This window comes from Weizmannia sp. WK01, assembly GCF_025905465.1.
Classification (GTDB): Bacteria; Bacillota; Bacilli; order Bacillales; family Bacillaceae_C; genus Weizmannia; species Weizmannia faecalis.
The window spans coordinates 2,418,253-2,432,325 of record NZ_CP109616.1 but is presented as its reverse complement, the minus strand read 5'-3'; the positions used below and the strand labels follow the sequence as shown (position 1 = coordinate 2,432,325).

15 protein-coding genes are annotated in these 14,073 nt (G+C 50.5%); 13 read left to right on the top strand and 2 right to left on the bottom strand.

Going from position 1 to position 14,073, the window contains the following annotated elements; all coding sequences use genetic code 11:
• Positions 1–146 precede the first annotated feature (146 nt).
• The 13 genes from acsA to OF158_RS11580 all read left to right on the top strand — a co-directional run bounded on the left by acsA (position 147) and on the right by OF158_RS11580 (position 10,423).
• Complete coding sequence (gene acsA / locus OF158_RS11640; RefSeq protein WP_035184307.1) at positions 147–1,865, top strand: acetate--CoA ligase; 1,719 nt, start codon at positions 147–149, stop codon at positions 1,863–1,865.
• 166 nt (positions 1,866–2,031) lie between these two features.
• Positions 2,032–2,820: a molybdate ABC transporter substrate-binding protein gene (modA, locus tag OF158_RS11635; protein WP_035184310.1), complete on the top strand. Its 789-nt coding sequence runs from the start codon at positions 2,032–2,034 to the stop codon at positions 2,818–2,820.
• Positions 2,821–2,823: 3 nt separating this feature from the next.
• Positions 2,824–3,543: a molybdate ABC transporter permease subunit gene (gene modB / locus OF158_RS11630; RefSeq protein WP_017550272.1), complete on the top strand. Its 720-nt coding sequence runs from the start codon at positions 2,824–2,826 to the stop codon at positions 3,541–3,543.
• Positions 3,503–4,219, top strand: a complete 717-nt coding sequence (locus OF158_RS11625; RefSeq protein WP_035184313.1) for a sulfate/molybdate ABC transporter ATP-binding protein — start codon at positions 3,503–3,505, stop codon at positions 4,217–4,219. Before modB ends, OF158_RS11625 begins: the two co-directional genes overlap by 41 nt.
• Positions 4,220–4,419: 200 nt before the next feature.
• The gene (gene moaA, locus OF158_RS11620) at positions 4,420–5,421 is read left to right on the top strand and encodes a GTP 3',8-cyclase MoaA (protein WP_014097703.1); all 1,002 of its coding nucleotides are present in this window, start codon (positions 4,420–4,422) and stop codon (positions 5,419–5,421) included.
• Between the two features lie 4 nt (positions 5,422–5,425).
• On the top strand, positions 5,426–5,926 hold the full coding sequence (locus OF158_RS11615) for a MogA/MoaB family molybdenum cofactor biosynthesis protein (protein WP_014097704.1): 501 nt from the start codon (positions 5,426–5,428) through the stop codon (positions 5,924–5,926).
• The gene (locus OF158_RS11610) at positions 5,923–6,597 is read left to right on the top strand and encodes a molybdenum cofactor guanylyltransferase (RefSeq protein ID WP_014097705.1); all 675 of its coding nucleotides are present in this window, start codon (positions 5,923–5,925) and stop codon (positions 6,595–6,597) included. The genes OF158_RS11615 and OF158_RS11610 overlap by 4 nt, the downstream gene beginning before the upstream one ends.
• Positions 6,500–7,798 (top strand): molybdopterin molybdotransferase MoeA, encoded by a 1,299-nt coding sequence (glp, locus tag OF158_RS11605; protein ID WP_164931353.1) that lies wholly within the window; start codon positions 6,500–6,502, stop codon positions 7,796–7,798. The genes OF158_RS11610 and glp overlap by 98 nt, the downstream gene beginning before the upstream one ends.
• Positions 7,758–8,240, top strand: a complete 483-nt coding sequence (gene mobB, locus OF158_RS11600; protein WP_014097707.1) for a molybdopterin-guanine dinucleotide biosynthesis protein B — start codon at positions 7,758–7,760, stop codon at positions 8,238–8,240. Before glp ends, mobB begins: the two co-directional genes overlap by 41 nt.
• A 4-nt stretch (positions 8,241–8,244) precedes the next feature.
• A complete protein-coding gene (locus OF158_RS11595) occupies positions 8,245–8,697 on the top strand; it encodes a molybdenum cofactor biosynthesis protein MoaE (protein WP_017550277.1) in 453 nt (150 codons plus the stop codon).
• Positions 8,697–8,927: a molybdopterin converting factor subunit 1 gene (gene moaD, locus OF158_RS11590; RefSeq protein WP_026104495.1), complete on the top strand. Its 231-nt coding sequence runs from the start codon at positions 8,697–8,699 to the stop codon at positions 8,925–8,927. Before OF158_RS11595 ends, moaD begins: the two co-directional genes overlap by 1 nt.
• Before the next feature lie 3 nt (positions 8,928–8,930).
• Positions 8,931–9,419, top strand: coding sequence for a cyclic pyranopterin monophosphate synthase MoaC (gene moaC, locus OF158_RS11585; protein ID WP_035184321.1), 489 nt, complete (start codon positions 8,931–8,933; stop codon positions 9,417–9,419).
• Between the two features lie 2 nt (positions 9,420–9,421).
• Positions 9,422–10,423 carry a ThiF family adenylyltransferase gene (locus OF158_RS11580; RefSeq protein ID WP_035184323.1) on the top strand — a complete coding sequence of 334 codons (1,002 nt, stop codon included), beginning with the start codon at positions 9,422–9,424 and terminating at the stop codon, positions 10,421–10,423.
• 41 nt (positions 10,424–10,464) lie between these two features.
• Here the strand turns inward: OF158_RS11580 and OF158_RS11575 are convergent, their stop codons facing one another.
• Entirely contained in the window at positions 10,465–10,992 is a 528-nt protein-coding gene (locus OF158_RS11575) for a helical membrane plugin domain-containing protein (protein WP_017550278.1), read from the bottom strand.
• A 16-nt stretch (positions 10,993–11,008) separates the two neighbouring features.
• On the bottom strand, positions 11,009–13,951 hold the full coding sequence (fdhF, locus tag OF158_RS11570) for a formate dehydrogenase subunit alpha (RefSeq protein WP_043052488.1): 2,943 nt from the start codon (positions 13,949–13,951) through the stop codon (positions 11,009–11,011).
• Between the last annotated feature and the right edge of the window lie 122 nt (positions 13,952–14,073).

Below are 14,073 nucleotides of genomic sequence, written 5' to 3'. Positions count from 1 at the left end.
ATGTTTACAGAACAAAAACAATATGGAAAGAGGGAAATTCCAGAATTGTTCACAATGGTGGCATTTGCGGAAAGAAGTTTTAAATTGTGAATAAAACAGTTTTCATATATAATAAATATGTGAATCTAAACAAAGGGGGACATTACATGCAACTGGAAGCGTTACCAACCGTACAAGGGGATTTCAATCTGAAAAACTATGAAGAAGCCCGTAAAACGTTCAGCTGGAAAGACGCCGAGAAAAATTTTTCGTGGTATGAAACCGGGCGTGTCAACCTGGCGTATGAAGCCATTGACAAACACGCGGAAAGCTCCCGCAAAAATAAAGTAGCGCTCATGTATTTAAGTGATTCACGCAACGAGAAATATACTTACTATGAAATGAAAAGGCTGACAAATAAGGCGGCAAATGTTTTAAAAGAAAAAGCAGGCGTCAAAAAAGGTGACCGCGTTTTCATCTTTATGCCGCGCTCGCCGGAACTGTATTTTGCCATGCTTGGCGCCATCAAGCTCGGTGCCATTGTCGGCCCGCTGTTTGAAGCGTTTATGGAAGGGGCCGTAAAAGACCGCCTTGAAGACAGTGAAGCGAAAGTGCTTGTGACAACCCCTGACCTTGTCGGACGCGTCCCGGCCGATCAACTTCCGGCATTGGAAACCATTTTTGTTGTCGGGGGAAATGTCAAAGAAGAAGGAAAGTACGCAGACTATCTGAAATATTTTAACGCAGCTTCCGATAAACTGGAAATCGAATGGGTTGACCGGGAAGACGGGCTGATCCTCCACTATACGTCCGGTTCGACCGGAAAGCCAAAAGGCGTCCTCCATGTCCACAATGCCATGATCCAGCATTACCAGACGGGAAAATGGGTGCTTGATTTAAAAGAAGACGATATTTACTGGTGCACAGCAGACCCGGGATGGGTAACGGGGACCTCTTACGGCGTGTTTGCGCCATGGTTAAACGGCGCAACAAACGTCGTTGTCGGCGGCCGCTTCAGCCCGGCAGCGTGGTACAATACGATTGAACGGTTCGGCGTCACTGTTTGGTACAGCGCCCCGACTTCGTTCCGGATGCTGATGGGGGCCGGCAATGAAATCATTAACCAATATGACCTCTCGACTTTGCGCCATATTTTAAGTGTCGGTGAACCGCTGAATCCGGAAGTTATCCGCTGGGGCAATGAAGTATTCGGACTCCGCATCCATGATACATGGTGGATGACGGAAACCGGCGCACAACTGATCTGCAACTATCCTTGCATGGATATCAAACCGGGATCGATGGGAAAACCGCTTCCTGGCATTGAAGCGGCCATTGTTGATGACCAGGGAAACCCGCTTCCGCCGAACCGGATGGGCAATCTCGCCATTAAAAAAGGCTGGCCTTCCATGATGCGCGCCATCTGGAACAACCCGCAAAAATATGAATCTTACTTTTTCCCGAACGGCTGGTACGTTTCCGGTGACTCGGCTTATATGGATGAAGATGGCTATTTCTGGTTCCAGGGCCGCGTGGACGATGTTATCATGACGTCCGGTGAGCGGGTCGGGCCGTTTGAAGTGGAAAGCAAACTGATCGAACATCCGGCCGTTGCGGAAGCCGGTGTCATCGGCAAGCCGGATCCGGTCCGCGGTGAAATCATTAAAGCCTTTATCGCTTTAAGGGACGGATACGAACCGTCAGATGAGCTGAAGGAAGAGATCCGTCAATTTGTGAAAAAAGGGCTGGCCGCCCATGCCGCGCCACGGGAAATCGAGTTTTGCGAAAAACTGCCGAAAACCCGGAGCGGGAAAATCATGCGCCGCGTCCTGAAAGCCTGGGAACTGGATCTGCCAACCGGCGACCTTTCGACAATGGAAGATTGAGTAAGCAACCGGACAGCTTTAGTGCTGCCCGGTTTTTCTGTCTAAAGGTTTCAGTGATAGAAAACAGTGGAAAAGTCCCCAGGTAAGTGAAAAAATTGAGAAAGAAAAAATATTCGGCTATCATAAAAACATATCCTTTTATAAAAGTGTAAGGTTGGTGTTCAATATGAAAAGGTTCGGTATGGTATTGCTTTGCCTTTTCCTGCTTGCGGGCTGTTCTGCACAAGGGAGTGCATCCGGCTCCGCCAAAAAGCAATCCAAACAAACAGAAATCAGTGTAGCGGCAGCTTCAGATTTGACAAAATCTTTCCAGCAAATTAGCAAACAGTTTGAAAAAAAGACCGGTATCAAGGTGAAACTTGTTTTTGCCGCATCGGGCGAACTGGAGCAGCAAATTGAAAATGGTGCGCCGTATGATGTGTTTGCGGCGGCGAACGCGGATTATGTCAACCAGTTGGCGGATAAAAACATGCTTGTTCCCGGCACGAAAACCGTCTACGCATACGGGAAAATCGGGATTGCTGCTAAACAAAGCAGCCATCTTTCCATCCACAGCCTTAAAGATTTAACCCGCCCTGAGGTGAAGAAAATCGCCATTGCCAACCCGGAAACTGCGCCATACGGATTGGCGGCAAAACAGGCGCTTCAAAAAGCGGGGATTTGGGATAAAGTGAAACCAAAATTGGTTTACGCCAAAAATATTGCAGATACCCTGACGTACGTGAAATCGGGGAATACAGAAGCTGGCATCGTTTCCCTCTCGCTTGCGCAAGGTGAAAAGCTGGATGTTGCCAACATTTCAAGCAGCCTGTACAATCCGCTAAAACAGATGGCAGCGGTTGTGAAAAGCTCGAAAAAGCAGGCAGCCGCAAAGAAATTTGTGCAATACTTAGCCAGCAAAGAAGCACAAAATACGATGAAAAAATACGGCTATGCAGTGTCTGCGGGGCAGTAACAAGTGGGACAGATCGATTTATTTCCCATTTATCTGTCTTTTAAAGTAGCATTGCTTTCAACCGTTTTTTCCCTTATCCCCGGACTGTTGGCAGCCTATCTATTAAGCCGGTCGGAGGGAAAAGCGGTGGATGTAGCAGACGCTTTGCTGACGCTTCCGATTGTACTGCCGCCGACCGTGCTCGGCTACTATCTACTCGTCATTCTCGGAAGGCAAAGTGTGCTCGGCCGGTTTCTTGAACAACAATTCGGCGTGACGATTGTGTTTACGCAGACAGGAGCGGTCATTGCGGCAATGTGCGTCTCCATTCCATTTTTCATCCAGTCGGCGCGCACGGCTTTTGCCGGTATTGATGAATCGCTCCTTCATGCTGCACGCCTTTTGGGGCGAACGGAATGGAATATCTTTTTTTCCGTCATGATCCCTTTGTCGTGGCGGGGGCTCACAAGTGGCGTCATGCTCGCATTTGCGCGCGCCCTTGGCGATTTCGGGGCAACATTAATGGTGGCCGGCAGTATTCCGGGAAAAACAGAAACGATGTCCATTGCCATTTACAATTGCCTGATGAACGGGGACGAACGGACGGCAGGGCTCCTCGTTGCGATCATGACGTTTTTATCGCTGGCCGTCCTGTACGGCATTAAGCGGATGGAAAAAAAGATGGGGAGGGGTGGCAGTAGGCATGCTTCGCGTAAACATCAAAAAAACATTTCCGGAATTTGAGCTGGATATCGCGTTTGAGGCGGGTCCCGGCATCACCGGCATTTTAGGACCGTCCGGAAGCGGCAAAAGCCTGACGCTGGAGTGCATTGCCGGGATCGACAAGCCCGATGAAGGAAAGATTGAACTAAACGGCCGGATATTATTTGATAAAGAAAAGCATATGGATATCAAGACGCGGCACCGCCATACGGGGTATATGTTCCAGCATTACGCCCTTTTTCCGCATTTAACGGTAAAACAAAATCTTGCATTTGGTTTAAAAGGGCGGCCAAAAAAGGAAATAGAAGAGAAGACGGCTGCTTTTCTGAAAAAAATCAAAATGGAAGGTTTTGAAAACCGCTACCCTGCTGAACTGTCCGGTGGGCAAAAGCAGCGGGTGGCACTTGCGAGGACGCTTATCACCGAGCCTTCCTGCCTGCTTTTGGATGAACCTTTTTCCGCATTGGACCCGGACACGAAGGAACTTGTGATGGAAGAATTTTTATCGTTTCTTCACGATCATTTTCACGGGGTCGTTTTACTGGTTACCCACAATATGGCAGAGGCTGATCTGCTTTGTGACAATGTCATTTTGTACAGAAATGGGAAAGTATTACAGCAGGACCCGAAAAAAGAGGTGCTGAAACACGCCGTCGCCCGGCAAGATGCCCGGAACCCTGCAGCTATCAGAATATGAAAGCCGGGGATCGAAGAAAGAGGTGTGCCACCCGGCAGATGCCCGGGTTCACGATGTATGACAAACCATGAACAGTGCGTGTGCCTCACAATTGGTAGTGGAACTTTGGCGTTAAGAATGGCAGCCGGGCGCCTGCAAACATTTGGTAAATGTCCATTTCTAACAGGAAAACAGAATTTAAAACGGAGATGATGGAGAACATGCTGACCGATATGCTGAACCGGCCGCTTTTGGATTTGCGAATTTCGGTAACGGACCGCTGCAATTTCCGTTGCACGTACTGCATGCCTGCCGATAACGGCCAGAAATATTGTTTTATGAACCGGTCCGAACTCATGACATTTGAAGAAATCACGCGCCTTGCGAGACTTTTTGTATCCCTTGGCGTCCGGAAAATCCGGCTGACGGGCGGGGAGCCTTTGCTGCGGAAAGACATCGATCAGCTTGTGGCCATGCTCCATCAAATCGACGGCCTTGAAGATTTATCGGTGACAACGAACGGCTTTCTGTTGAAAAGATATGCCGCACCGTTAAAAAAGGCCGGCCTTTCGCGCATCAATGTCAGCCTGGATGCCCTCGATCCGGAAATCTTTCCAGCCATCAACGGCGTTGGGGCAAAACCGGCAAGAATTTTGGAAGGGATAGAGGAAGCCATCCGCCAGGGCATCAAAGTCAAAGTGAATATGGTGGTCAAAAAAGGGATGAACGATTCGCAAATTTTACCGATGGCCGCCTATTTCAAGGAAAAAGGGATTTCCCTCCGTTTTATCGAATTTATGGATGTCGGCTCCCTGAACGGATGGAAGCTGGATGAAGTCGTGACCAGCAAAGAAATTCTCAACATGATTTCAAAAGAAATGCCGCTTGAACCGTTGAAAGAAAATTATTACGGGGAAGTTGCCAAACGGTACCGTTACAAAGGGACAGATACGGAAGTCGGCTTCATTTCATCCGTATCCCAGCCTTTTTGCGGCGACTGTACACGCTTGCGGCTGTCGGCAGACGGGAAAATATACACCTGTCTGTTTGCCGCACAAGGCACGGACCTGCTTGGGGCAATAAGAGAAGGCGCAAGCGATGAAATGCTGGCTGCCCGCATTGCAGGCGTATGGCAAAACCGGGTGGACCGCTATTCACAAGAACGGGGGAAAAACCCGACGATGAAAGGAAAACGAATCGAAATGTCGTATATTGGAGGGTAAAGGGTTGAGCACGAAAGAACATAAACAACTGGCCGATATTCCGGTGCTGTGCAAAGTGATCACCGTTTCCGATACCCGGACGGAAGAAACAGATAAAAGCGGCAGGCTAATCATAGATTTGTTAAAACAGGAAGGGACGGAAGCGGCGGAATACAGCATCGTAAAAGACGAAGCGGAACAAATCAGACAGGCGGTTTTACAGACGAAAGGAACCATCAATGCCATTTTGCTGAACGGCGGCACCGGCTTTACGAAACGGGATGTGACGGTTGAAACGGTCCGGCCGCTCCTCGATAAAGAAATGCCAGGTTTTGGCGAGCTGTTCCGCTATTTAAGTTATGAAGAAATCGGAAGCGCCTCGATGCTCAGCAAAGCGCTTGCCGGCACAATCGGGAAAAAAGCCGTATTTTCGATGCCGGGCTCCAGCAACGCCGTGTCCCTCGCCATGAAAAAACTCATTTTGCCGGAATTAAAGCATATCGTCTGGGAGCTCAACCGGCAATGAATACAGCCGGAATTGTGCTGGCCGGCGGGAAGTCGAGCCGGTTCGGCGGCGAAAAATCGCTTGCGAAAATCGGTGGCAAAGCCATGGTCGCACGCAGCGTGGATGCGCTCGCCGGAACTGACGCGATCGTTGTGGTGGCGCGGCCCGAGCTTGCGGAAAAAATCCCGCGCAACCGGCCGATTGCGGTGATTTGTGATCTCCCCCGATACCGGGGAAAAGGTCCGCTCGCCGGCATTTATTCGGCGATGATGGCAGTGGACGCCCGGTGGTACGCTGTGTTGCCGTGCGATACGCCGTGGATCGGAAAAAGAACGGTTGCCCGGCTGCTTCAAGAACGCGATCCGGCATATGACGCCATCGTGGCCCGGACAGAGGGGAGAATTCAGCCACTCGTTGCCGTTTTTCACAACAGCGTGAAAGAAAAAATAAGGGAGCAGCTGGAAACAGACCGCCTCAGCATGCGGGCACTTTTTGCACGCTGCCGCCTGAAATGTATCGATTTTGCGCAGGAAATGGTGTTTGCCAATATCAATACAAAAGAAGATTATATTTTACAACAAAAAGAAGCCGGTGATGTTGATGAGAAAACCAATCAAAGTGGCGGAGGCCATCCGCAAAGTGATGGCCCATCCGCTTACAGGCGAAAAGGAGCTTGTGCCGATTCAGACTAGTTTTAACCGAGTGCTTTCCGAAGATTTGGCTGCAACCCATGACGTGCCGTGGTTTAAACGGTCGCCATATGACGGGTATGCGATTTTTTCCGGATCTACGCTTGAAGCGGGCGCGGATCACCCTGTTCTCCTTGAAGTGGTCGCCACAATCGGGGCAGGTTTTACATGGGATGAAGGGATAAAGCCGAATCAAGCCGTGAAAATCATGACTGGCGCCGCTATCCCGGACGGGGCGGATGCCGTGATTATGGTGGAACTCACAAAAGAAGTAGTGCAAAATGGGAAAACATTTGTGCAGATAAAACGGAAAGTCCGGCCCGGTGAGAACATTGTCGGCATTGGCGAAGATATGAAAAAAGGCGAAGTGCTTGTCCCGAAAGGCACGATCGTTAATCCGGGCGTAATGGCGACCCTTGCAACTTTCGGGATGACAGAAGTACCGGTCACAAAAAAACCGAAAGCTGCTGTGATTGCGACGGGATCCGAACTGCTTGAAGTCGGTGAACCGCTCGAAAAAGGGAAAATCCGTAACAGCAATGCCTATATGCTCTGGGGGCAAATCATCCGCGCCGGGGGCGAACCGGTTTTTTACCGGCTTGTGAAAGATGATTTCGAGGAAACATATGAAGCGGTCAGGCAGGCGGTGAAGGAAGCGGATATCGTCATGACAACGGGCGGTGTTTCAGTCGGCGATTTTGACTATATTCCGAAAGTCTACGAAAAGCTGGGGGCAACGCTTTTATTCAATAAAGTGGCGATGCGCCCCGGCAGCGTGACATCGGCAGCCGAACTGGACGGGAAAATTCTTTTCGGCCTCTCCGGCAATCCGTCCGCCTGCTATGTCGGTTTTGAACTGTTTGTCCGCCCGTACTTAAAAACGATGCTTGGCGAACGAAATGTTTATTTGAAAAAAACGCAGGCCTTACTTGGGGAGGATTTCCCGAAACCAAACCCGTTTACCCGGTTTGTCCGCGCCAAACTTTCTTATCAGGAAGGCCTGCTGCACGCGCTTCCGGTAAGAAGGGATAAATCGAATATTGTTTCCTCTTTAATAGAGGCGGATGCTTTGATTGTGCTGCCGGGCGGGTCCCGCGGCTTTACAAAAGGGACGATGGTCGATGTGCTGATGCTGGAAGACGGGGAAGGGGCGCCGCTGTGGGATGAAAATATTACAGATCGCAGGCCGCAAAGACAGCGGTAAAACCGCCCTTGCCGAACTTTGGACACGGGTGTTGGCGGATAACGGATACCGGGTCGGCACACTAAAACACCACGGCCATGGCGGGAAGCCGTTGCTCGCCCCCGGCAAAGATTCCACGCGGCACTTTGAAGCGGGCGCCCAGGCAGCCGGGGTGGAAGGGGACGGCTTGTTTGTTCTCGCTGTGCATGTCGATCAAGGACTCGCACTGGAGCAGCTCATCGGCTGGTACGAGACATTGCCGCTTGATTTGCTGCTGATTGAAGGCTACAAATACGCGCCCTATCCGAAAGTGGTCTGCCTCCGTGATGAACAAGACAGGGATTTGCTCAGCCTGCCGAATGTGCGGGCCGCCTTCAGCCTGAATCCGGCGTTATCCGGCTGCATAAAACTTTTTGACCGGAAAAGCTGCATTGAATGGGTTGAAGCGTTTTTAAAGGAGTGAAAGTATGTTTGAAATTGTAAAAGAACCGGTGGACGTTTCCAAACTGATCGAGGCGGTTGCCGACCGGAATGCGGGCGCTATTGTCACTTTTATCGGCACTGTCCGGGAAATGACAAAAGGAAAGAAAACATTGTATCTGGAATATGAAGCATACGAACCAATGGCCCGGAAAAAATTGGAACAAATCGGTGCCGAAATCCGGCAGCAGTTCCCGGCAGCCAAAACGGCCATCGTGCACCGGATCGGACGCCTCGACATCTCCGACATTGCGGTTGCGATTGCGGTTTCCGCCCCGCACCGAGATGAGGCCTACCGGGCAAACCGGTACGCAATTGAAAGAATCAAAGAAATGGTGCCGATCTGGAAAAAAGAACATTGGGAAAACGGCGAAATGTGGGTTGGCAACCAAAAGGAAACGGTTTTTTACGAATCAGGGGCACCGGAGGCGTTTGAATGATGATTAAAGTATTGTTATTTGCTCATTTAAAAGAACAGGCTGGCCGTTCTGAAATGGAAATCAATGGCGAAAATATGACGGTCGGCGAACTGCGCGAGACGCTTGCGGAAAAAGGGATTTTGCAGCAGGACGCGGTGATGGTGGCCGTGAACGAAGAATTTGCCCGCGATGAGGAAATGGTCCATAGCGGCGATACCGTTGCCCTCATTCCGCCGGTCAGCGGAGGTTGAAAAATGGGAAACTTGACGCATATGAACGAACAGGGCCGCGTCAAAATGGTCGATGTAACGGCAAAACCGGAAACCTCCAGGACGGCGCGTGCAAAAAGCAGTGTGCTCGTTTCAAAGGAAGTCTATGAACAGATTACAAACTTTAAAATCAAAAAAGGGGACGTGCTTGCCGTCGCGCAGGTGGCCGGCATTATGGGCGCGAAAAAAACGGCGGATGTCATTCCGATGTGCCACCCGTTGCCTCTGACAGGCGTTGACATTTCGTTCAGCTGGCAAAAACGGGAAGACGGGTATCGCCTTGACATCGAAACAACGGCCAAAACGAAAGGGCAAACGGGCGTGGAAATGGAAGCTTTGACAGCGGCGTCCGTATGTGCGCTGACCGTCTATGATATGTGCAAGGCACTGGACAAAGGCATGGTCATCGGGCCGACCTATCTGATCGAAAAAACAGGCGGAAAAAGCGGGCATTTTATCAGGCAGGAGGAATGAGCATGGAACGGTATTCCCGGCAAATACTGTTTGCCCCGATCGGTGAAAACGGACAGCAAAACATTTCAAAAGGCCATGTGCTCATAATTGGCGCCGGCGCGCTCGGCTCCGCTGTTGCGGAAAGCTTGGCGCGGGCGGGGGTCGGAAAAATCACGATGGTGGACCGCGACTATGTCGATGAAACGAATTTGCAGCGGCAAAATTTGTACTGCGAAGAAGATGCGCGCAACCATTTGCCAAAAGCGATCGCTGCAAAAAACCGGCTTAAAGCCATCAACAGCACCATCCGTATCGAGGCGCATGTGATCGATGCATTTGATCCGAAATTGCTTTCTATTTTGGGAGAAGGCGTTGATGTGATCATTGACGGGACCGATAATTTTGAGACGCGCTTTTATGTGAATGACCTGGCGCAAAAATACCGGATCCCGTGGATTTACGGCTCCTGCGTCGGCAGCTGTGGTGTTTCGTTTCCGATCATTCCCGGAGAAACGCCTTGCCTCCGCTGCCTGATTGGCCATCTCCCCGCTTACCACGCGACGTGCGATACAGCAGGCATTATCGCGCCGGCTGTGCAAATGACTGCGGCTTACGAGACAACGGAAGCTTTAAAACTGCTTTCCGGGGAAAAGCCGCGCGATTCCGTTGCCGTTTTTGATATTTGGCAAGGTGAACATCATTTCATCAAAGCAGGAAAAATGAAAAATAAGGACTGTCCGTCATGCGGGGGGCATCCGGTCTATCCGGCCCTACAATCCCAATCATCGGCTGATGTGCTATGCGGGCGGGATACAGTACAAATCCGTCATCCGGGCGCGTTCGAGCTTGAAAACATGGCGCGGGAGATGAAAGCGGGCGGTGCTGCCGTAGAGTATAACGGCTACTTAATGATCACCGCGCTTGAAGGTCACCGGACGGTTTTATTTCCGGACGGCAGGATGCTCATTCACGGTACGAAAGATAAGAGAGAGGCCCGTTCGCTCTACCAAAAATATTTTCAATGAAAAAGGAAGCACGCATTTCCGTGCTTCCTTTTCGAATGGCGTTAAATATTTGCCAATGTTTCATTATCCACGTCTTCTTTTTTCGGCACCGGTTCCTGGAGCGCTTTTCCCATGCCCTTCAAAAAGGAAATGGCGAAACCGACTGCCCGGTTGACGTCCGGGTCGCTCAACGATTTCAGCAGCCCGAACAATGTCACTTTTTCTTCCGAGCCAATGAATTGTTTGCCTTCATCAAAGCCTGATGCTACACCGTTCATCAAGTGGATAATAAGGTCGTGGTCGGCTTTCATAAAGACGCCGGCCGTGCCGAGCAGCATGTTGATCAGGTTGACGACCTGTTCCCGGGATAATTGCTCAAGGACGATTTTTAAAATATCATTTTTTGCGAGAATCATTGCATTTGCGGCTTCCAGTGCGCCAGTATCATTGAAATCATCGATCAGCCGGATCAAATTTTCAAACGCATCTTTATGATCGGCAACCAGTTTTTCCAATTCCTCGAGCTTTTGCCGGGTGACTTCTTCTTCCGTCGGCTGCTGTCTTGCAATCTCTGTGATCGGAGCGGCCATCCTTTTTCCCCCTCTCTTAGTGTACGTCTGTTAATGGTTGATAGCCTTCGCGCTGCCATTTGCGTTCGACTTCCACGCCGCGTGTAGGATTTCGTTTCTTATCGCGGTGGTTTGATTTCGGCAGTGGTGACTCCCCACCTTTTCGGATCAGTTCCATCTTCACTTTCGTTTGTTTAAACGCCGGTGTGCTTTGCCGTTTATCGTAAATCGGCCCGGTTAAGAAGTTGATCGCCGATTCTTTTTCCGTCGAGTGCATCGGTAAGTATAGTTCTTTGCCCTGCACGCGATCTGTGACCAGCACATGCAGTTGCAGCGAGCCGAACGGGGAAGTGACGCGGACAAGGTCTCCGGTGTCGAGATTGCGTTCTTTTGCAAGCTCCGGCGACACTTCAACGAATACGCCCGGGACTTTTGATTCGATGCCTTCCGATTTATTGGTCAGATTGCCTTCGTGGAACTGTTCCAGCATCCGGCCGTTATTAATATGCAAATCGTATTGTTCCGGAAATTCGGCCGGTTTTACCCAGTCTGTCAGGGCAAACCGCGCTTTGCCGTCCGGGAACGGGAAGCCGTCCTTGTAAAGAAGCGGGGTATTGGCACCATCGAGGCTTCCCCAAAGGAAACTGTTCCAGCCTTCCAATTTGTCGTAGTCTGCCTGTGCAAACAGCGGGGTCAGGCTGGCCATTTCGGCAAATATTTCGCCCGGGTGGCTGTAATTCCAGTCTGCGCCGAGTCGTTTTGCCACTTCCTGGATAATCCACCAGTCCGGTTTGGATTCGCCCAAAGCCGGGAGCGCCTGGTATAGCCGTTGCACACGGCGTTCCGTGTTTGTAAAGGTGCCTTCTTTTTCAAGCGACGGAGCTGCAGGCAAAATAACATCCGCATATTGGGCCGTTTTTGAGAAAAAGACATCCTGGACGACAAGAAAGTCAAGATTGGAAAGTTCCTCGCTTACATGGTTGGCGTCGGAGTCGACAAGCGCCATGTCTTCGCCGATGATATACATCGCTTTTAACTGCCCGGCTGCAATCGCATGCAGCATTTCAATATTGTTCAGTCCCGGTTTGTTGCTGATTTTGACGCCGTACGCTTTTTCAAATTTTTCGCGTGCCGCATCATCCTCCACATGCTGGTAGCCCGGCAGCCATCCCGGCAGCGTGCCCATATCGCATGCGCCTTGCACGTTGTTATGCCCGCGCAGTGGATAAGCGCCTGTACCCGGACGTGTATAGTTTCCGGTTGCAAGAAGCAGATTGGAAATAGCAGCGGACGTATCGGAACCACCTGTATTTTGCGTGACGCCCATGCCCCAGAGGATACATGTTCCGTCTGCCTGATGGATCATTTCGGCGATTTGGATCAGCGTTTCCTTCGGGATACCGGTCATCTTTTCAGCGTAGTCGAGCGTGTATTTTTCAAGCGTTTCTTTAAATTCATCAAAAAAGTTCACTTTTTCCGCAATGAAGTTTTCATCATGCCAGCCTTGGTCGATGATATATTTCGTCACCGCCATCAGCCATACCTGGTCTGTGCCCTGGTTCGGATGGATAAAAAGATCAGCGCGCTCTGCCATTTCGTTTTTGCGCATATCGGCAACAATCAGTTTCTGGCCGTGCAGTTTATGGGCCCGTTTGATGCGAGTTGCAAGGACCGGGTGGGCTTCCGCCGGGTTCGCGCCGACAATTATGACAAGACCGGCTGAGGCAATATCTTTAATCGTGCCGCTGTCGCCGCCCATGCCAACGGTTCTGAGCAGGCCGTCCGTTGCCGGCGACTGGCAATAGCGCGAACAGTTGTCGACATTGTTGGTTTCAAATACCTGGCGCGCCAGCTTTTGCATTAAATAGTTTTCTTCATTGGTGACTTTTGAAGAAGAAATAAAACCGACCGCATCTTTTCCGTATTGCGAATGGATTTCTTTCAGCCGGCTTGCCACCACGCTGAGCGCTTCATCCCATGATGTTTCTACAAATTTACCGTCTTTGCGGACAAGCGGTTTTGTCAGCCGTTTATCGGAATTGACAAAATCCCAGCCGAATTTTCCTTTGATGCAAGTGGAGATGGCGTTTACCGGGCCTTCATGCTTCGGTTCGATTTTTAAAATTTTCCGGCCCTTTGTCCATACTTCAAATGTGCAGCCGACACCGCAGAAGGTGCAAACGGTTTTCGTTTTTTTCGTGCGCTGTTCGCGCATCGAAGCTTCGATTTCGGATATGGCAAAAATGCTGCCGTAACCCGGTTCGACTTTTTTCACAAGATCAATCATCGGGTCGAGCAGATCCTCTTCAAGCCCGGTTAAATAGCCTGCCTCGCCGAGCATCGATTTTTCCATCAGTGCATTGCAAGGGCAGACGGTGACGCAATGCCCGCAGGAAACGCATGACGATTCATTGATCGGAACGCCGTTATCCCAAATGACGCGCGGGCGTTCTGCTTCCCAGTCAATGGAAAGCGTTTCGTTCACCTGCAGATTTTGGCAGGCTTCCACGCATCTCCCGCATGCGATGCACTGGTTCGGGTCGTACCGGTAAAACGGGTGCGAATAGTCGACCCCGCTTGCGTCCGTTTTTGGCGTAAACGGATATTTCTGGTGTTCGATGCCCATTTTTTCCGTTGTATTGTGGACGATGCAGTTGCCGTTGTTATTGTCGCACACCGTACAGTATAAAAGGTGGTTGGCGAGAATCCTGTCCATCGCGTCATGCCGGGCCGCTTCCGACTGGTCATCGCTGAGGCGGACCACCATGCCGTCCTCCGCCGCCGTCGAACAGGTGCGCATCAGTTCCCCGTTCACTTCCGCAATACACGTGTCGCAAGTTTGGATCGGATCTACTTCCGGGTAATAGCAAATTTGTGGATGAAAAATATCATTCCGGTTGATCACATCGATGATTTTCTCGCCGGGGCGGGCTTCATAATCCCGGCCATCAATCGTGATGTGAATCGATTTGGTTTCCATTTCTTTTCCTCCTTTTGCAAACAGTGAAGGCAGGCCTTCAGAAAAGAATACAAAAAACCGGCAACTCTGTTACTTATACCAAACCTTTGCAAAAATAAAACTATCATTCTCTTTTTTTATTC